Raw genomic sequence first — 19,136 nt, 5'->3', positions numbered from 1 at the left:
TTTTTGTTGTTGATAACCACATCTATCTATTTTTAATAGACAGACTACGCAGGACAATGCGCAAGGTTGTTAGATTATGTAAGATAGAGAGATTTGAAGGACTGAGCCAATTAAACAAGCCAAAGCCAATCAAACTACTATTTACGACAACGGTATCTTGAATATTCTTCTTGATGAGTTTTTGCAAAGATGATGATAGCGAATCCAACTCTTGGAAGAAATCCAAACGATTATCTAACAATAAGATATCACTCATCTGCTTAGAAATATCTGCACTCTCATTCATCACCACACCGATATCTGATAGGGTTAGAGCCGCTGAGTCATTCAACCCATCTCCAACCATCAAAATAGTATGACCTGCTTTCTGCAGTTCCTCTACTAACTCAAATTTCCCATCAGGTTTCAAGTCTGTATAGACCTGATCAAAGGGCAAATCTTTGACTAATTCCTCTGTCCTAACCAGGGTGTCCCCTGTTGCCAGAATCAATTTTTTCCCTTGTGCCTTAAGTTTCTCCAAGGCTGCTTTGGCTTCTTTTCTCAAAGGAGTATGAATGCAGAACATTCCAATCAATTCATTCTGATAAGCCAAGAATAAGAGATTGTAGTGACTCTTGTACTCTTCAATTAAAGCATTTTGTTCTGAACTGATATGAATTTGCTCATCCTGCATTAAAACATAATTCCCAATAAGAACTGGTTGCCCATCTATATGAGATTTGATCCCCTTGCTTGCGATATATTGGAGTTTCCCATGCATTTCCTCATGTTCAATCCCCTCTATCTCAGCTTGCTTGACGATGGCATTAGCAATAGGATGATAAATGTGTTCCTCAAGACAGGCACTGATTCTGAGAATATCTTCCTCACTATAGTCCCCAAAAGGTAACACCTTTTCAACTATAGGATAACTAGTTGTGATTGTTCCCGTCTTATCAAACAAGAAAGTATCAACTTCCAGATATTTCTCCAGAACATCCCCATCCTTAATCACCATTTCACGATTCAACCCCTCCTTGATAGCTGTTAAATAAGCTACAGGAGTAGAGATTTTCAAAGCGCAGGAGAAATCGACTAATAGGAAAGAAATAGCCTTAGAAAAAGAACCTGTTAATAGGTAAGTTAGCCCAGCCCCCAAGAAATTATATTTGACGACCTTATCCGCCATCTTGATGAAATAGCGTTGTTTCGTTTTCTTGTTTTCTTCAGACTTCTTCATTAACTCAATCAGTTGTAAAATCCGGCTGTTCATCTGATTATCGGTTACACGAATGCGTAACTCTCCAGTTTCTAATACTGTATTTGCACAAACCAAATCAGACTCTCTTTTTTCAACTGGAAAACTCTCTCCCGTCAAGGAACTTTCGTTGACCATACCTAAACCTGAAACTACTTGTCCATCAAACAGAATTTCATTTCCTTGAGATAGGACCAAGACATCTCCTATTTGAACATCGGAACTCTTGATACTAACAACCGTATCGCCCTGTACTAGGAATACATCGCTCTCTTTTGCAAGAAGGCTTTGTTCTAAATCTGTTGCAGTTTTTTTCAAGGACCACTGATCTAAATGATTCCCCAAATCAAGCATAAACATGATATTGCTAGCTGTCTTGGATTGGTTCATAAACAAGGACAATAAAATCGCCGAACAGTCCAAGACCTCCATCGTTAGTTCCTTACGCGCTAGTGTTTGATAGGCTTCTCTAATATAACCCAAAGCCTGATAACAAGTCCATATATAGCGAATAGGATACGGCACAAAACTACGAAAAAGTACACGCTTAATCGCTGCACCTGAAACAATAGAATAAGCACTCTCTTCTCTACGAATGGGAAGAGTCATCAACTCAGAAACTTTCCCTTTATCAATTCTTTTTAAAAAGGCTTCTGCATTATCTAATACAGAAAAGCCTTCTTTTATACGTAGAGTAAAGTGCTGTTGATCCATGTAAAACTGGATGGACTCAATCCCCTTTTCATCTCTCGCCAAGGAACGAAGATAGTCTTGAATATCCAAGGTGAGTGAAAAAGAAGATGATAGGCGAATATGTTGGTATCCTCTATGTAGCACTTTAAAAGACATATTATTCCCCTATAAGGCTATCTAATTGCTCTTCTTTTTTCTCTTGTTCGTACAAATATTTGGCATCTTGCAAGACATCGTCTCCATGTTGCTTCACAACAGAAACAGATGCATCTAGCTCGTCTTTTAACTTATAAGCCTTAGCTAAAGCTTTAGAATAACCTTTTTTAGCTTCCTTACTTGCCAAGATCTTCAAACCAAGGGTACCAAATGCGACACCACCCAAAAAGAGTGATGATTTTTTCGCAACTTTTGCGACGCTTAATACTTCTTTTAACATACTTATTTCCTCCTTATCATTATTATATAGCAATTTAGATATAAAAGCAATTTTATTTTATAAATTGGAGAATTATACTCAATGAAAATCAAAGAGCAAACTAGGAAACTAGCCGCAGGCTGTACTTGAGTACGGCAAGGCGACGTTGACGTGGTTTGAATTTGATTTTCGAAGAGTATTAGTTTTATTTCTACTGAATCTCCCATCTACTTATTCCTAAAGTTGCTTTCATTTGCCTCTTTTGATACACTTAAACTATGAATACAAATCTCAAACCCAAACTTCAGCGTTTTGCTTCTGCTACTGCCTTTGCCTGTCCTATCTGTCAAGAAAATCTGACTCTGCTAGAGACTAGTTTCAAGTGCTGCAACCGTCATTCTTTTGACTTGGCGAAATTCGGCTATGTCAATCTGGCACCTCAAATTAAGCAATCTGCTAACTACGACAAGGAAAATTTTCAAAACCGTCAACAAATCCTAGAAGCTGGATTTTATCAGGCTATTTTAGAAGATATTTCGAACTTGCTAGCAACTAATCCATCTGCAAAAACTGTCTTGGATATCGGTTGTGGCGAGGGCTTCTATTCTCGTAAACTACAAGAAAGTCACTCTGAAAAAACTTTCTATGCCTTTGACATCTCCAAAGATTCCGTCCAAATCGCTGCCAAGAGCGAACCCAACTGGGCAGTCAATTGGTTCGTTGGCGACTTGGCTCGTCTTCCTATAAAAGACGCCAGCATGGATATCTTACTTGATATCTTTTCCCCTGCCAATTACGGAGAATTTCGTCGCGTTTTATCCAAAGATGGTATCTTGATAAAGGTTATTCCAACTAAAAATCACCTCAAGGAAATTCGTCAAAGGGTACAAGACCAGCTGACAAACAAAGATTATTCTAATCAAGATATCAAAAATCATTTCCAAGAACACTTTACCATCCTATCTAGCCAAACGGCCTCTCTGACTAAGACTATCACAACAGAGCAACTCCAAGCCCTACTCAGCATGACTCCTCTACTCTTTCATGTTAACCAGAGTAAGATTGACTGGAGCGACTTGACAGAGATTACTATTGAGGCTGAGATTCTGGTTGGGAAAGTACTATAATTAACACAAAAAACCGCATTTCAAGAAGATCTGCGGTTTTAAATTTCAATTTTTAAACTATCTATCCCAAAAGTCTAAAACATTTAAAGCTTTTAGCTTCTCCATTTATTTTCGATTCGAAATAATAAATTTATCAATAAATAGCAATTGATATAAGGCGAGTACAGATCCCCAGAAACTACCTCGAAGAGAGATTTCTTGATGATTGAGAGGAAACAAATCATGGTTACCAATATAGAGGCAGGTCAAAATGATAAATAAAATCCAAAATAAATCAGTCCATCTATATTTTGAAAAATATTTTTTCCACATAAAAACACCTTCTTTCCTATAATTATATTATAACACTTTATGTAAGCGAATACAAAAAATATGAGGTAAGCAACTACGAAGAAACATAAGGCTGAAATAAAGTGTTATGCGTTCACTGTATCTATGATTTCTATCTTTTTAAAACAAGATTGACCCAAACCCACAGCATTCAAAAAAGCGAATTTCAATCGAAATTCGCTTCATAGGAAAGTGTATTAGTATAAATCTTGTATCTTATACTCAATGAAAATCAAAGAGCAAACTAGGAAGCTAGCCGCAGGCTGTACTTGAGTACGGCAAGGCAACGCTGACGTGGTTTGAAGAGATTTTCGAAGAGTATTAATTCAAGTGCCAGATATCTTCGTTATACTGAGCGATTGTACGGTCAGATGAGAAGAATCCTGCTTTAGAAATGTTAACGATAACTTTATCCAACCATGCGTCACGGTCTTCGTAGTCAGCCAACATTTGCTCTTTGACTTTGATGTAGTCTTCCAAGTCAAGAAGAGTCATGAACCAGTCTTTGTTGATCAATTCCTTGTAAAGACGTTCCAAGCGCTCTTTGTTTCCAGCTGCAAGAACTGCATCGCTAACGATGAAGTCAACCAATGGTTTGATAGCTTTACGGGCGTAGAATTCGCTTGATTTGTAAGCTGCTTTTGCGTAAAGGTCGATAACAGTTTCTGAATCTTCACCAAAGATGTAGATGTTTTCGTCGCCAACCAACTCAGCGATTTCCACGTTAGCACCGTCCATAGTACCAAGTGTCAAAGCTCCGTTCAACATGAATTTCATGTTACCAGTACCTGAAGCTTCTTTAGAAGCAAGTGAGATTTGTTCTGAGATATCACATGCTGGGATAAGGAAGCTTGCTGCAGTAACGTTGTAGTTTTCAACCATAACTACTTGCAGGTGTGGAGCTACTGCTGGATCGTTAGCAATAACTTCTGACATGCAAAGGATCAAGTGGATGATGTCTTGAGCAATTGTGTAGGCTGGAGCTGCTTTACCACCAAAGAAGATTGTGATTGGGCGAGCAGGGATGTTCCCAGCTTTGATGTCAAGATATTTGTGGATTACGTACAAAGCGTTCATTTGTTGGCGTTTGTACTCGTGAAGACGTTTGATTTGGATATCAAAGATAGAGTTTGGATTGATTTCCACACCTTGGTGTTCTTTCAAGTGACGAGCCAATTTACGTTTGTTGTGAGCCTTGATGCTTTCCAATTTTTCTTTGACAGCTGCTTTGTCTTCATAAGACAAGAGTTTTTCAAGCTCATCTGCTTCATGGTGCCAACCTTCTCCAAGAATCTCATCCAAGTAGTGAGACAAGCTTGGGTTAGCATGCATGAGCCAACGACGGAAAGTGATACCGTTTGTTTTGTTGTTGAATTTTTCTGGGTAAAGGTCGTAGAAAGCTTTCAACTCAGAGTTCTTCAAGATTTCAGTGTGAAGTGCTGCTACTCCGTTAACACTGTATCCGTAGTGGATATCCATGTGAGCCATGTGAACACGTCCACTCTCGTCAATAATTTGAACAGCTGGATCTTTCACTTCTGCTTTCACACGACGGTCCAATTCTTCGATGATTGGTACCAAGTGAGGAACCACTTCTTGCAAGAATTCAAGAGGCCATTTTTCAAGGGCTTCAGCAAGGATTGTGTGGTTAGTGTAGGCAGTCATGCTACGAACGATTGAGATTGCTTCATCAAGATCGATACCACGAGCAGTCAAAAGACGGATCAATTCAGGGATGACCATTGATGGGTGAGTATCGTTGATTTGTACAACTGCGTAATCAGCAAGGTCATGCAAGTTGCTTCCTTTTTCGATTGCTTCGTCGATGATCAATTGCGCACCGTTTGAAACCATGAAATATTGTTGGAAGATACGGAGCAATTCACCTTGACGGTCACTATCATCTGGGTAAAGGAAAAGAGTCAAGTTGCGAGCGATGTCCGTCTTGTCAAAGTTGATACCATCTTCGATGATAGAAGAATCAACTGAATCCAAGTCAAACAAACGCAAGCGGTTCTTAGTTTCTGTCTTGTAACCAGGTACATCGATATCGTAAAGAGTTGATGTCAATGTGAAGTGAGCAAATGGCACTTGGTAGCTACGGCTTGAGCGAACCAACCAGTTTTGCTCTGTCAACCATGCATTTGGAATTGTTTCTTGTTGATTATTTTTAAGAACTTGTTGGAAAAGACCGTAGTGGTAGTTAAGACCAACACCGTCACCGTTCAAACCAAGAGTAGCAATTGAGTCGATAAAGCAGGCAGCCAAACGTCCCAAACCACCATTACCAAGAGATGGTTCCAATTCAACTTCTTCAACTTCAATCAAGTCTTTACCTGCAGCTGCAAGTTCTTTTTTGACATCGTCGTAAAGACCAAGGTTGATCAAGTTGTTTGACAAAAGTTTACCAATCAAGAACTCAGCTGAGATGTAGTAAACTTTTTTCTTACCAGTGTTAACTGGTTTTTTGCTACTTGCAAGCTTGCTGTAGTTAAGAAGAGCCAGGTAAAGCTCTTCATTGCTACATTCTGCAATGGTTTTATTGTAACGATTTTGTACAAATTCTTGTAGTGATAACATGTTTAAGGTGTCTCCTGATATTGTATTATTTCTTTAATTCTACCAAATTTTCATTGATTCGGCGATAGATTGTTGTCAAGTCAAGCAAGCCTTCCTCGACAGCTGGCGTCAATTGATCTTCAGTCATACGCCAAGACCAGTTTCCACCAAGGGTAGATGGGAAGTTCATACGAGCTGCCTCATCCAATTCTAGCAAATCTTGCATCGTTGCAATTGCCATGAAGCTAACTGATGAAAAGACTGTACGAAGCATAGCATGTGGCACTGTTTCGTATTCTTTACGGTTAGTGTAGCGAGCCATGTATTCACGAGTCGCATCATCGATCTCGTTACGGTACCAACCAAGGACCGTATTGTTATCGTGTGTTCCTGTGTACATAACTGAGTTAGCAGGTGCCAAGTGTGGGCTATCGATGCTTTCGTCTTCTGGGTTGAATGCAAATTGAAGAATCTTCATTCCTGGGAAGCCCGTACGTTCACGCAATTCGATAACTTCGTCTGTCATGAAACCAAGATCTTCTGCGATGATGTTTAGCTCACCAAGTTCTTCCTTAACGGCTGCAAAAAGCTTGTAGCCAGGGCCTTTCACCCACTCACCAGGTGCTGCTGTATCGGAACCAGCAGGGATTTCCCAGTAAGATTCGAAACCACGGAAGTGGTCAATACGAACGATGTCGTAGATTTTGAAGCTTTCACGCAAGCGTTCAATCCACCATTTGTAACCATCTTTGTCCATTGCTTCCCAGTCATAGATTGGGTTACCCCAAAGCTGACCAGTTGCAGAAAACTCATCTGGTGGGCATCCTGCGATGCAAGTCGCCTTACCGTTGACATCAGTCTTGAAGAGATGTGGATTTGCCCACATATCGCTTGAATCTTCCGCTACATAGATTGGCATGTCCCCAACGATTTCAATGTGGTTGTCGTTAGCGTAAGCTTTCAATTTCAACCATTGTTGGAAGAAGAAGTATTGAGTCACACGGTGGTAAACCAACTTGTCTGCCAATTGCTCACGGTAGCTTTCAAGTGCTGTAGCTTTACGAGCGCGAGCATCTGCATCTGGCCATTCAGTCCAAGCAAGATTGTCAAAATGCTCTTTAATAGCCATATACTCTGCAAAGAGTTCAAGCCATGATTGGTTGTCTTGAGCGAATTTCTCAAAATCTTTAACATCTCCTACTTCCAAGAAACGTTTTACCGCTTTTTCTAAAAGAGGACGACGTGCATAGTAGATTTTCGCATAATCAACTTCAGAAGCATCACTACCAAAGTCAACTCCTTCAAGGTCACTTGCTTGCAACAAGCCTTGTTTCACCAAGATATCTAAATCGATAAAATGAGTGTTCCCTGCGAAGGCTGAGAAAGATTGGTAAGGAGAGTCTCCGTAACTAGTTGTTCCTAGTGGAAGGATTTGCCAGTAACGTTGTTTTGTGCGAACCAAGAAATCAACGAAGTCGTAAGCACTTTTACCAAATGATCCGATTCCGTATACCCCTGGAAGAGAAGAAATGTGCATCAACACACCACTTTGACGTTTTTTCATAATAAGCACCTCATGTGTTTATAGTTAGATATTACATTTTTATGAACGCAAACGTTTGCGCTATTACTAGTATAACTCATTTTCTTGATAAATGCAAGCGGTTTTAAATAACTTTTTTGATTATTTTTTTAAATTTTTTCTTCTTACTTGTATATATATCCTTTCAGGAAACAAACAAAATAGAAATAAGGTTTTCACTTATCTTATTAAGCAAAAATAAAGTGAGAATCCTCTCTGCTTTCCATTTGTAAATTAGGCAATCGTTTTCTCAACTTTTTTAAATTTAAAACAAAACGGATTTTTGAGATTTTCTACTATTATATAACGATGAAGCGTTTNCTTTTTTTGTAAAAATTTTTAAAAATTTTTACAAAAAACACTTGCAACCGCTTTCCGATTGTGCTATACTAGTCCCATAAAGGAAAACGTTTGCGTTTCCTCATTATAAAATTTGTTATTCTTTAGGAGGAATACACTATGTCATCTAAATTCATGAAGAGCGCTGCTGTTCTTGGAACTGCTACACTTGCTAGCTTGCTTTTGGTAGCTTGCGGAAGCAAAACTGCTGATAAGCCTGCTGATTCTGGTTCATCTGAAGCCAAAGAACTCACTTTCTACGTTGAAGACCAATATAAAGCCTTTGCTGAATCAGCTGCAAAAGCTTACGAAAAAGAAGCTGGCGTAAAAGTTACCATCAAAACAGGAGACCAAATGGGTGGGCTTGACAAACTTTCTCTTGACAACCAATCAGGTCAAGCTGCTGACGTTATGATGGCTCCATACGACCGTGTAGGTAGCCTTGGTACTGACGGACAACTTTCAGAAGTTAAATTGAGCGACGGCGCTAAAACAGATGATAAAACTAAATCTCTTGTAACAGCTGCTGATGGTAAAGTTTACGGTGCTCCTGCTGTTATCGAGTCACTTGTTATGTACTACAACAAAGACTTGGTAAAAGAAGCTCCAAAAACTTTTGCTGACTTAGAAAACCTTGCTAAAGATAGCAAATATGCCTTCGCTGGAGAAGATGGAAAAACTTCTGCTTTCCTAGCTGACTGGACAAACTTCTACTATGCATATGGACTTCTTGCTGGTAACGGTGCTTACGTATTCGGACAAAACGGTAAAGACGCCAAAGATATCGGTCTTGCAAACGACGGTTCTATCGCAGGTATCAACTACGCTAAATCTTGGTATGAAAAATGGCCTAAAGGTATGCAAGATACTGAAGGTGCTGGCAACTTAATCCAAACTCAATTCCAAGAAGGTAAAACAGCTGCTATCATCGACGGACCTTGGAAAGCTCAAGCCTTTAAAGATGCTAAAGTAAACTACGGTGTTGCAACTATCCCAACTCTTCCAAATGGAAAAGAATATGCTGCATTCGGTGGTGGTAAAGCTTGGATCATCCCATCAAGCACTAAGAACCTTGAAGGCGCTCAAAAATTTGTAGACTTCCTTGTTTCAACTGAAGAACAAAAAGCCTTCTACGATACAACTAACGAAATCCCAGCTAACACTGAAGCTCGTACATATGCTGAAGGTAAAAATGATGAGTTGACAACAGCTGTTATCAAACAGTTCAAGAACGCTCAACCAATGCCAAACATCTCTCAAATGTCTGCAGTTTGGGATCCAGCGAAAACTATGCTCTTTGATGCTGTAAGTGGTAAGAAAGATGCGAAAACAGCTGCTAACGACGCTGTAACATTGATCAAAGAAACAATCAAACAAAAATTTGGTGAATAAAAAATTTGTTCAAGGGGGGTGGAAATCAAATCCCCCTTTGAATTTATCAATCAAAAACATATATAGTTTAGGTTTTAATTAGAAACCAGTATCCTATGAAAGGAGTTATTATGGAAAAGCAACAACCTAGTAAAGCAGCTCTGCTGTCTATCATTCCTGGGTTAGGACAGATTTACAATAAACAAAAAGCCAAAGGTTTTATCTTCCTTGGTGTAACCATCGTATTCGTCCTTTACTTCCTAGCACTTGCAGCCCCTGAATTGAGCAATCTCATCACTCTTGGTGACAAACCAGGTCGTGATAATTCCCTCTTTATGCTGATTCGTGGTGCCTTCCATTTAATCTTTGTAGTTGTTTATGTACTCTTTTATTTCGCAAATATCAAAGACGCACATACAACTGCCAAACACATTAACAATGGCATACCAGTAGCACTTACCTTTAAAGAAATGGTCAAAGGAATCTATGAAAATGGCTTCCCTTACCTCTTAATCATTCCATCTTACATTGCCATGACTTTTGCGATTATCTTCCCAGTTATCGTAACCTTGATGATCGCCTTTACCAACTACGACTTCCAACACTTGCCACCAAACAAATTGTTGGACTGGGTTGGTTTGACCAACTTTACAAACATTTGGAGCTTGAGTACCTTCCGTTCTGCCTTTGGTGCCGTCCTTTCTTGGACTATCATCTGGGCTTTATCTGCCTCAACTTTACAGATCGTGATTGGTATCTTCACAGCTATCATTGCTAACCAACCATTTATCAAAGGAAAACGTATCTTCGGTGTTATTTTCCTTCTTCCTTGGGCTGTCCCAGCCTTCATCACTATCCTGACATTCTCAAACATGTTTAACGATAGTGTTGGTGCTATCAACACTCAAGTATTGCCAATCTTGGCTAAATTCCTTCCTTTCCTTGATGGTGCTCTTATTCCTTGGAAAACAGACCCAACTTGGACTAAGATTGCCTTGATTATGATGCAAGGTTGGCTTGGATTCCCATATATCTACGTTTTGACCTTGGGTATCTTGCAATCTATTCCTAACGACCTTTACGAAGCAGCTTATATTGACGGTGCTAATGCTTGGCAAAAATTCCGCAACATCACTTTCCCAATGATCTTGGCTGTTGCTGCACCTACTTTGATTAGCCAATACACCTTCAACTTTAACAACTTCTCTATCATGTACCTCTTCAATGGTGGAGGTCCTGGTAGTGTCGGAGGGGGAGCTGGTTCAACTGATATCTTGATCTCATGGATCTACCGTTTGACAACAGGTACATCTCCTCAATACTCAATGGCGGCTGCTGTTACCTTGATTATCTCTATCATTGTCATCTCAATCTCTATGATCGCATTCAAGAAACTACACGCATTTGATATGGAGGACGTCTAAGATGAATAACTCAATTAAACTCAAACGTAGACTGACTCAAACCCTTACTTACCTCTACTTGATTGGTCTATCAATCGTGATTATCTATCCACTGTTGATTACCATCATGTCAGCCTTTAAAGCAGGTAACGTCGCAGCCTTTAAACTTGATACTAACATCGACTTCAATTTTGATAACTTTAAAGGACTCTTTACTGAAACTCTATACGGTACTTGGTATCTCAATACCTTGATCATCGCCTTGGTTACCATGGCGGTTCAAACAAGTATCATCGTACTTGCTGGTTATGCCTACAGCCGTTACAACTTCTTGGCTCGTAAACAAAGTTTGGTCTTCTTCTTGATTATCCAAATGGTGCCAACCATGGCCGCTTTGACAGCCTTCTTCGTTATGGCGCTTATGTTGAACGCCCTTAACCACAGCTGGTTCCTCATCTTCCTATACGTTGGTGGTGGTATCCCGATGAATGCTTGGCTCATGAAAGGCTACTTCGATACAGTGCCAATGTCTCTAGACGAATCTGCAAAACTAGACGGTGCAGGACACTTCCGTCGCTTCTGGCAAATTGTTCTTCCACTTGTTCGCCCAATGGTTGCCGTACAAGCTCTCTGGGCCTTCATGGGACCTTTCGGGGACTACATCCTCTCTAGTTTCTTGCTTCGTGAGAAAGAATACTTTACTGTTGCCGTTGGTCTCCAAACCTTCGTCAACAATGCGAAGAACTTGAAGATTGCCTACTTCTCAGCAGGTGCTATCCTCATCGCCCTTCCAATCTGTATTCTCTTCTTCTTCCTACAAAAGAACTTTGTTTCAGGACTTACAAGTGGTGGCGACAAGGGATAATATATCCCCGCCACCCTTTTCTTATTGCTACAAAATATATACTAACAACAAGCAATTTATCCCCTAGACTTGAAATAAAGCACATTTCTCTATATAATAATACTCATATAGAAAACACCTTTTAGAAAGATACCTATGCTTCCATATCCATTTTCATACTTTTCAAGTATTTGGGGATTTCGTAAGCCCCTGTCCAAACGTTTCGGACTCAACTGGTTCCAACTTCTCTTTACCAGTATCTTCCTTATCAGCTTATCTATGGTACCTATTGCCATCCAAAACAGCTCGCAGGAGACTTATCCGCTAGAAACCTTTATCGATAATGTCTATGAACCATTGACAGATAAGGTTGTACAGGATCTCTCTGAACACGCTACAATTGTTGATGGCAAATTAACTTATACTGGAACAGCTAGTCAAGAGCCTTCTATCGTGATCGGTCCAAGTCAAAGCAAGGAATTACCTAAGGACTTGCAACTGCATTTCGATACGAATGAGCTCGTCATCAGCAAGGAAAGTAAAGAACTGACCCGCGTCTCTTACCGAGCGATTCAGACTGAGAGTTTCAAAAACAAAGACAGCTTGACCCAAGCCATTTCTAAAGACTGGTACCAGCAGAATCGTGTCTATATCAGTCTCTTCCTAGTTCTCGGTGCTAGCTTCCTCTTTGGTTTGAATTTCTTCATTGTCTCTCTAGGAGCTAGTCTTCTCCTTTATATCACTAAGAAATCGCGCCTCTTTTCATTTAGGACCTTTAAAGAGTGCTACCATTTTATCTTGAACTGTTTAGGATTACCAACTCTGATTACGCTTGTTTTGGGATTATTTGGCCAAAATATGACAACTCTGATTACTGTACAAAACATTCTTTTTGTTCTATATCTGGTCACTATCTTTTATAAAACGCATTTCCGTGATCCAGATTACCATAAATAGGAGATTTTTATGCCCGTTACGATTAAAGACGTGGCCAAGGCTGCTGGTGTTTCGCCTTCAACCGTAACCCGTGTTATTCAAAATAAATCAACCATTAGCGACGAAACAAAAAAACGCGTTCGCAAGGCTATGAAGGAACTCAATTACCACCCCAACCTCAACGCTCGTAGCTTGGTAAGCAGTTATACCCAAGTTATCGGCTTGGTGCTTCCTGACGACTCAGACGCCTTCTATCAAAATCCTTTTTTCCCATCTGTCCTCCGTGGTATCGCCCAAGTCGCATCTGAAAACCACTATGCTATTCAGATTGCAACAGGTAAAGATGAAAAAGAGCGTCTTAAAGCTATTTCACAGATGGTTTACGGTAAACGTGTGGATGGTTTGATTTTCCTTTATGCCGAAGAGAATGACCCCTTGGTCAAACTGGTCGCTGATGAGCAGTTTCCCTTCCTCATCCTAGGGAAATCTATTTCACCCTTTATCCCTCTAGTCGATAATGACAATGTCCAAGCTGGTTTTGATGCGACAGAGTATTTCATCAAAAAAGGATGCAAGCGAATTGCCTTTATCGGAGGGACTAAGCGACTCTTCGTAACACAAGACCGTCTGACAGGTTACGAGCTAGCTCTAAAACAACACCAACTTCCTCTCGATACTAATCTGACTTACTTTGCTACTGAATTTCTTGAAGATAATGGTTATCGCTTTAGTAGACTTCTCTTCAAACACGATTCAAATATTGACGCTATTATTACCATTGATAGTCTCCTTGCTGCAGGGGTCTGTGATTACATCGCAAAACACCAACTGGATGTCCCTGTCCTCAGCTTCGACTCGGTCAATCCCAAGCTCAACTTGGCAGCCTATGTTGATATCAATAGCCTAGAACTTGGTCGTGTTTCCCTTGAAACCATCCTCCAGATTATCAGCGATGCTAAAAGCAATAAACAAATTTGTTACCGTCAGTTGATTGCCCACAAAATTATCGAAAAATAAAAACCAGCTCGCGCTGGTTTTTTTGATCACTAATTATCTGTTTCAACGAACCGTCCCAAAATATGAACATTCTCCGAGACAGAGACAAAGGCGCTTGGATCCACCTGTTTCATAATCTGTTTAAATTCATTAAACTCTGCACGTGTAATGACAGTGATTAAAACTGCCTTTCTTTCGTGATTATAGGTTCCTTCTGCATCGTGGATCATGGTTGCACCGCGGTGCAATTTTTTATGGATTTTTTCAATTACCTTCTCTGGATGATTGGTCACAATCATGGCCTGCATCCGTTTTTGCTTGGTAAAGACAGCGTCTGTGACACGGCTAGAGACAAAGATGGTAATCATAGAGTAGAGAGCGTATTCCCAACCAAAGGTCAAGCCTGCTATCAGCATGATGGTCCCATTTACCAAGAAAGAAATACTACCAACATTCTTACCCGTTTTCTTGCGAATAGTCAGGCTGACGATATCCGTCCCACCACTGGAGATATTGTTTCGAAGAGCAAAACCAATCCCCAAGCCCATGACAACACCCCCAAAAAGGGCATTGATAATGGGATCCTCCGTCAAGGTCGCCACAGGGACAAACTGGATAAAGAAGGAACTCATGGATACCGTTATAAAGGTAAAGACGGTGAACTTATGCCCAATTTGATACCAAGCCAAGACCATCAAAGGGAAATTAATGGCATAGAAGGTCAACGAAATCGGGATATGAAAACCAAACCAGTGATTACTCAAGGCAGAGATAATCTGTGCCAGACCTGTCGCACCACTCGAATACACATGACCTGGTTGGAAAAAGAAATTGACCGCTACTGCTGATAAAAATCCATAGACCAGAGAGGCCGAAATCTTCTCATCATATTTTTCGCGAGAGATGCTTTGTAAGACACGTAAAATTTTTATCTGATGAGCAAAGCGGCGCAGATAATAGCGCCACCGCTTAATTCGTTTTGCTTGTTTCATCTTCTTCTACTTGTAAGCTGAGTTCCTCTAGTTGTTTGAGAGCTACTGTTGAAGGAGCTTGTGTCATTGGGTCACTTGCCTTATTGTTCTTAGGGAAGGCAATAACTTCACGAATATTTTCTTCTCCTGCTAAGAGCATGACAAATCGGTCAAGCCCGATAGCCAAGCCACCGTGTGGTGGGAAACCATAGTCCATGGCTTCAAGAAGGAAACCAAACTGGTCATTTGCTTCTTCGGCTGAGAAACCAAGAGCCTTGAACATACGTTCTTGAAGGTCTTTTTGGTTGATACGAAGGCTACCACCACCAAGTTCATAACCGTTCAAGACGATATCGTAAGCAATGGCACGAACCTTAGCCAAATCACCTTCTAATTCGTGAGCCGTCTCTTCCTGTGGAAGGGTGAACGGATGGTGGGCGCTCATGTAACGACCTTCTTCTTCAGACCATTCAAACATTGGCCAGTCAACCACCCAAAGGAAGTTGAATTTATCGTTATTAATCAAGCCAAGCTCTTTGGCAATACGTCCACGAAGGGCACCGAGTGTTGCATTGGCTACCTCAAGCGTATCCGCCACAAAGAGAACGAGGTCCTTATCTTCAAGAGCAAGCGCTGTTGTCAATTCTGCTTGGATGCCAGTCAAGAACTTAGCAACTGGTCCGTTTAATTCTCCATCAACTACCTTGACCCAAGCAAGACCTTTGGCACCATATTGTTTGGCTACTTCCGTCATCTTGTCGATGTCTTTACGTGAATAGTTGTCCGCAGCTCCTTTGACCACAATTGCTTTTACAGCAGGTGCTTCTGAAAAGACTTTAAAGTCTACACCTTTGACCACTTCTGTCAAGTCCTGAAGTAACATGTCAAAACGGGTATCTGGCTTGTCAGAACCGTAAAGAGCCATAGCGTCATCATATTTCATACGAGGGAAAGGCAGAGTGACTTCAATGCCTTTTGTTTCCTTCATGACGCGCGCAATCAAACCTTCTGTGATATCTTGGATTTCTTGCTCAGTAAGGAAAGACGTTTCCAAGTCGACCTGAGTGAACTCAGGCTGGCGGTCACCACGCAAGTCCTCGTCACGGAAACATTTAACGATTTGGTAGTAGCGGTCAAAACCAGCATTCATCAAGAGTTGTTTCGTGATTTGTGGACTTTGAGGAAGAGCATAGAAATGCCCTTTATTAACACGAGATGGCACCAAGTAGTCACGCGCCCCTTCAGGCGTTGACTTAGAAAGGAATGGTGTCTCCACGTCGATAAACTCCAACTCATCCAAGTAGTTGCGGATAGAGTGGGTCACCTTAGCACGAAGTTTAAGATTTTCCAACATTTCTGGACGACGAAGGTCAAGGTAACGGTAACGTAAACGTGTATCGTCATTGGCCTCAATCCCATCCTTAATCTCAAATGGGGTTGTCTTAGCTGTATTAAGCACTGTCAGAGCTGTCACGTTTAACTCAACTGCACCAGTTGGCAACTTATCATTGGCTTGCTCACGCGCAGCGACCTGTCCAGTCACCTCGATAACAAATTCGCTACGAAGGCTTTCAGCTGTTGCCATAACCTCTGCAGATACTTTTTCAGGGTTGATAACCAACTGCATGATTCCTTCACGGTCACGAAGGTCGATAAAGATCAAACCACCCAGGTCACGACGACGACCAACCCATCCTTTCAAGGTCATTTCTTGTCCGATGTGTTCCTCACGAACACGACCAGCATACATACTACGTTTCATTATTTCTCTCCTCTTTTATTCTGTTACTATTTTACCATAAAAGCGCAGGCTCTTCATGAAAATCAGCAGAAAAGTTTGCTAGGTTTCAAAAATCAAGTGAAGGTCCTAAAAATTAGCGCCAATAAAAGAGTCCGATGAAGTTCACCGGACTCTTTTATTTTGAATTTTTGCCTGCTTTACGCTTTTCAGCAATTTCGGCTGCCTTTCGAGGCAAGACAATTTCCGTTGTATAAGCTGTCCCAAAGCGCAAGACACCTGCAATAGGGGCAAAGACAACTGCTAGATAGTTATAGAAGAAATCGCCCTTAAAGGCATAAGCTAATCCCCCAATGATGAAAAATAGAACAACTGCTTGAATCACTGCTAATAAAATTACTCGTTTCATGTGACCTCCTGACTCTATTATAGCATGAGAATCATCAAAAAGCCGACTAAATTATTCAAAGCGTGGAGAGAAATACTGTAGACCAGACCTTTTCTGCTAATATAAGCCAAGCCCAAACTAAAACCAAGGCTAAAATAGACAAAAAATTGTTGCACATCACCTGGGAAATGAATCAAGGCAAACAGAACACTGGATACCAGAAGAAAAATCAGAGTTTGTTTACTATTGTCCTGCTTAGAAAAGAGGTACCGTGCTAACATCCCTCTAAAGATAAGTTCTTCCGTCAAAGGAGCAAAAATAACGACCGCAAAGAATGAGAAAAGTGGTTGAGACAAAGTCAAGTCTATCGCTATTTGCTGATTTACTGAAGGATCATTTGGCAAGAAAAACTGGACAACAAGAGATAAGAACCAAACTAAGGCAGGAAGCCAAATAAATCGGTTAAAGCAGCTCTTCTCAATATGAACAGGAGCTTTCTGGTACCATTTGTAAATGCCGTACACATAAACTCCAGCCAAGGCCACATAGAGTAAGGTAACAGCATAGGGGGAAGCGCCTAAGGCAAGAGACGTAGTCGCGAGCCCCTGAATGAAGCCATAGATGAATAAAAAGGATAGAATGGCTAGAAGAAACCAGCCAAGATTTTTAAGTAATTTCATAAAGGTCTCCTATCTTGCTTTATAGCTGTTTTTCAATACAAAGAGGTTTGCTATTCCTAACACAAGTACCCAGGCAAGTAACATACCAATATTAGAAAAAGAGATTTCCCCACCTTTTTTATTTAAAAGATTTACAATTGGACCAATAAAAGAGTAATCCAACACTTTCTGAACCGTATCATTTTGAAGAGCAATCATGGGTAAAAAAGAGACGATAAACACAGGAAACATACTATAAACTTGCGCTTTAGACTGAGTATCTGACACCGCACCGATTAGAAGGTTGAGAAAAATAACACTAATAGCTGCTAAGACCAAATAGATAACATAGGCAAATAAATAACCAGATACATCTACTTTAAGATAGATGGGAAGTACAATCATAGCAACCAACATTATCAAAATAGGGAGAACGAGCATACTGAAAGTATATTCTGTTGCTGTCACACCACTTAGGATGAGTGATTTAAGATTGCGCTTTTCCTTATCTTCTGCCATCATAATCGATACCATATAACCACTTCCCATGCTCAAGACCATCGTCAAACTCATAGAAAGGAAATACGTACTCAATTCTCCACTCTTGTTTAAGAACTCATTATATAGAACAGCCAGTCCAAAAGGCAACAATAGAGTCGCCAACAAAGTTGAATTGCTGATAAGAACTTGTAATCTTAACCATAGTAGGGCATTTAATTTTCTAAACATCTAACTTTTCTCCTGTTAATCTGATAAAGATCTCTTCTAAAGTCGGCTCACAAGAGTGAACCACCATCAAATCTGTCGTGTCTAAATGTGGCAATTCTTCAAATGGAACTATTTGTTCTCGTCCATCTTTATAAACTACACGTACTTTCTTATCCACATGATACTTTTGGATAATATCCTGTGGACTTCCATACTCTATTAAGTTTCCCTTATTCAAAAGAGATAAACGATCACAAAGCAGAGTTGCTTCATGCATATCATGCGTGGTCAGAAAGATAGTTGTCCCCGCCTGCTTTAATTCTTGAAGTAGGGTATGAATCATCTTAGATGTTGTAGGGTCTAAGCCACTGGTTGGCTCATCTAGAAAGAGAATCTTAGGAGCATTCAGAAGGGCACGAGCCAAGAACATTCGTTGTTTCATTCCTGTAGATAATTTTTCTGCGATAATATCTTTAGCATCTGCCAATCCAACCTGTTGGAGCACCTGATTTACTCTATCTGACTTGAGACCATATAGCTTAGCATAGATGAGAAGATTTTTATAAAGACTCATCTTTTCATAAAAACCACTGCCATCACTAACAATACCAATTTGTTCCAAATCATTCGAAGTTAAATCTTGAGAATTCTTGCCTAACAAAACTGTGTTACCTTTATCTGCATCCAACTGACCTGTTAAGACGTTGATCATGGTTGTTTTACCTGAGCCAGAAGGTCCAAGAAAACCAAAGATTTCACCCTCCTTAATCTCAAAAGAAATCTGATGAAGAGCTTTTTTGCTCCCAAAACTTTTGCTTACATTTTCAACACGAATCATAG

At 40.3% G+C, this 19,136-nt stretch carries 17 protein-coding genes; 6 read left to right on the top strand and 11 right to left on the bottom strand.

All coding sequences use genetic code 11. The features are described 5' to 3' along the window. Positions 1-22 precede the first annotated feature (22 nt). Together D8836_RS06790 and D8836_RS06785 are read right to left on the bottom strand one after the other, a co-directional pair. On the bottom strand, positions 23-2,086 hold the full coding sequence (locus D8836_RS06790; protein WP_125393518.1) for a heavy metal translocating P-type ATPase: 2,064 nt from the start codon (positions 2,084-2,086) through the stop codon (positions 23-25). Position 2,087: 1 nt separating this feature from the next. Then, positions 2,088-2,366, bottom strand: coding sequence for a DUF6110 family protein (locus tag D8836_RS06785; protein WP_000910903.1), 279 nt, complete (start codon positions 2,364-2,366; stop codon positions 2,088-2,090). Between the two features lie 257 nt (positions 2,367-2,623). Between D8836_RS06785 and D8836_RS06775 the strand changes: the two genes are divergently transcribed. Beyond that, positions 2,624-3,472, top strand: coding sequence for a putative RNA methyltransferase (locus tag D8836_RS06775; protein WP_125393517.1), 849 nt, complete (start codon positions 2,624-2,626; stop codon positions 3,470-3,472). A gap of 105 nt (positions 3,473-3,577) precedes the next feature. On the opposite strand, the gene D8836_RS11535 is transcribed toward D8836_RS06775, so the two are convergent. The 3 genes from D8836_RS11535 to malQ all read right to left on the bottom strand — a co-directional run bounded on the left by D8836_RS11535 (position 3,578) and on the right by malQ (position 7,925). After that, positions 3,578-3,784, bottom strand: a complete 207-nt coding sequence (locus D8836_RS11535) for a hypothetical protein (RefSeq protein WP_000265681.1) — start codon at positions 3,782-3,784, stop codon at positions 3,578-3,580. A 339-nt stretch (positions 3,785-4,123) separates the two neighbouring features. After that, a complete protein-coding gene (glgP, locus tag D8836_RS06765) occupies positions 4,124-6,382 on the bottom strand; it encodes a glycogen/starch/alpha-glucan family phosphorylase (protein ID WP_049544525.1) in 2,259 nt (752 codons plus the stop codon). A gap of 25 nt (positions 6,383-6,407) precedes the next feature. After that, positions 6,408-7,925, bottom strand: coding sequence for a 4-alpha-glucanotransferase (gene malQ, locus D8836_RS06760; RefSeq protein ID WP_125393516.1), 1,518 nt, complete (start codon positions 7,923-7,925; stop codon positions 6,408-6,410). Positions 7,926-8,402: 477 nt separating this feature from the next. On the opposite strand from malQ, the gene D8836_RS06755 reads away from it, so the two are divergent. The 5 genes from D8836_RS06755 (at position 8,403) to D8836_RS06735 (ending at position 13,853) form a co-directional block, all read left to right on the top strand. Beyond that, the gene (locus tag D8836_RS06755) at positions 8,403-9,674 is read left to right on the top strand and encodes an extracellular solute-binding protein (RefSeq protein ID WP_023947615.1); all 1,272 of its coding nucleotides are present in this window, start codon (positions 8,403-8,405) and stop codon (positions 9,672-9,674) included. 110 nt (positions 9,675-9,784) lie between these two features. Next, on the top strand, positions 9,785-11,077 hold the full coding sequence (locus D8836_RS06750) for a sugar ABC transporter permease (RefSeq protein WP_031237127.1): 1,293 nt from the start codon (positions 9,785-9,787) through the stop codon (positions 11,075-11,077). A 1-nt stretch (position 11,078) separates the two neighbouring features. Further along, complete coding sequence (locus D8836_RS06745) at positions 11,079-11,921, top strand: sugar ABC transporter permease (protein WP_001065642.1); 843 nt, start codon at positions 11,079-11,081, stop codon at positions 11,919-11,921. A 135-nt stretch (positions 11,922-12,056) separates the two neighbouring features. Beyond that, positions 12,057-12,857, top strand: coding sequence for a DUF1189 domain-containing protein (locus tag D8836_RS06740; RefSeq protein WP_125393515.1), 801 nt, complete (start codon positions 12,057-12,059; stop codon positions 12,855-12,857). A gap of 9 nt (positions 12,858-12,866) precedes the next feature. Continuing rightward, positions 12,867-13,853, top strand: coding sequence for a LacI family DNA-binding transcriptional regulator (locus D8836_RS06735; RefSeq protein ID WP_125393514.1), 987 nt, complete (start codon positions 12,867-12,869; stop codon positions 13,851-13,853). Positions 13,854-13,882: 29 nt separating this feature from the next. On the opposite strand, the gene D8836_RS06730 is transcribed toward D8836_RS06735, so the two are convergent. From D8836_RS06730 to D8836_RS06705, 6 genes are all read right to left on the bottom strand, one after another. Then, the gene (locus D8836_RS06730) at positions 13,883-14,824 is read right to left on the bottom strand and encodes a YitT family protein (RefSeq protein ID WP_024057518.1); all 942 of its coding nucleotides are present in this window, start codon (positions 14,822-14,824) and stop codon (positions 13,883-13,885) included. Beyond that, positions 14,802-16,565 carry an aspartate--tRNA ligase gene (gene aspS / locus D8836_RS06725; protein WP_125393513.1) on the bottom strand — a complete coding sequence of 588 codons (1,764 nt, stop codon included), beginning with the start codon at positions 16,563-16,565 and terminating at the stop codon, positions 14,802-14,804. Before aspS ends, D8836_RS06730 begins: the two co-directional genes overlap by 23 nt. Positions 16,566-16,719: 154 nt before the next feature. Continuing rightward, positions 16,720-16,950 carry a hypothetical protein gene (locus D8836_RS06720; protein ID WP_125393512.1) on the bottom strand — a complete coding sequence of 77 codons (231 nt, stop codon included), beginning with the start codon at positions 16,948-16,950 and terminating at the stop codon, positions 16,720-16,722. A 17-nt stretch (positions 16,951-16,967) separates the two neighbouring features. Continuing rightward, positions 16,968-17,609 (bottom strand): CPBP family intramembrane glutamic endopeptidase, encoded by a 642-nt coding sequence (locus D8836_RS06715; RefSeq protein WP_125393511.1) that lies wholly within the window; start codon positions 17,607-17,609, stop codon positions 16,968-16,970. 9 nt (positions 17,610-17,618) lie between these two features. Continuing rightward, positions 17,619-18,317 (bottom strand): ABC transporter permease, encoded by a 699-nt coding sequence (locus D8836_RS06710; RefSeq protein ID WP_125393510.1) that lies wholly within the window; start codon positions 18,315-18,317, stop codon positions 17,619-17,621. Continuing rightward, entirely contained in the window at positions 18,310-19,134 is an 825-nt protein-coding gene (locus tag D8836_RS06705) for an ABC transporter ATP-binding protein (RefSeq protein WP_125393509.1), read from the bottom strand. The genes D8836_RS06710 and D8836_RS06705 overlap by 8 nt, the downstream gene beginning before the upstream one ends. Between the last annotated feature and the right edge of the window lie 2 nt (positions 19,135-19,136).

This window comes from Streptococcus mitis (genome assembly GCF_003942995.1).
GTDB lineage: Bacteria > Bacillota > Bacilli > Lactobacillales > Streptococcaceae > Streptococcus > Streptococcus mitis_CV.
Note: the sequence above shows the minus strand (reverse complement) of the source record. Positions and strands in the feature narration are given on the sequence as shown.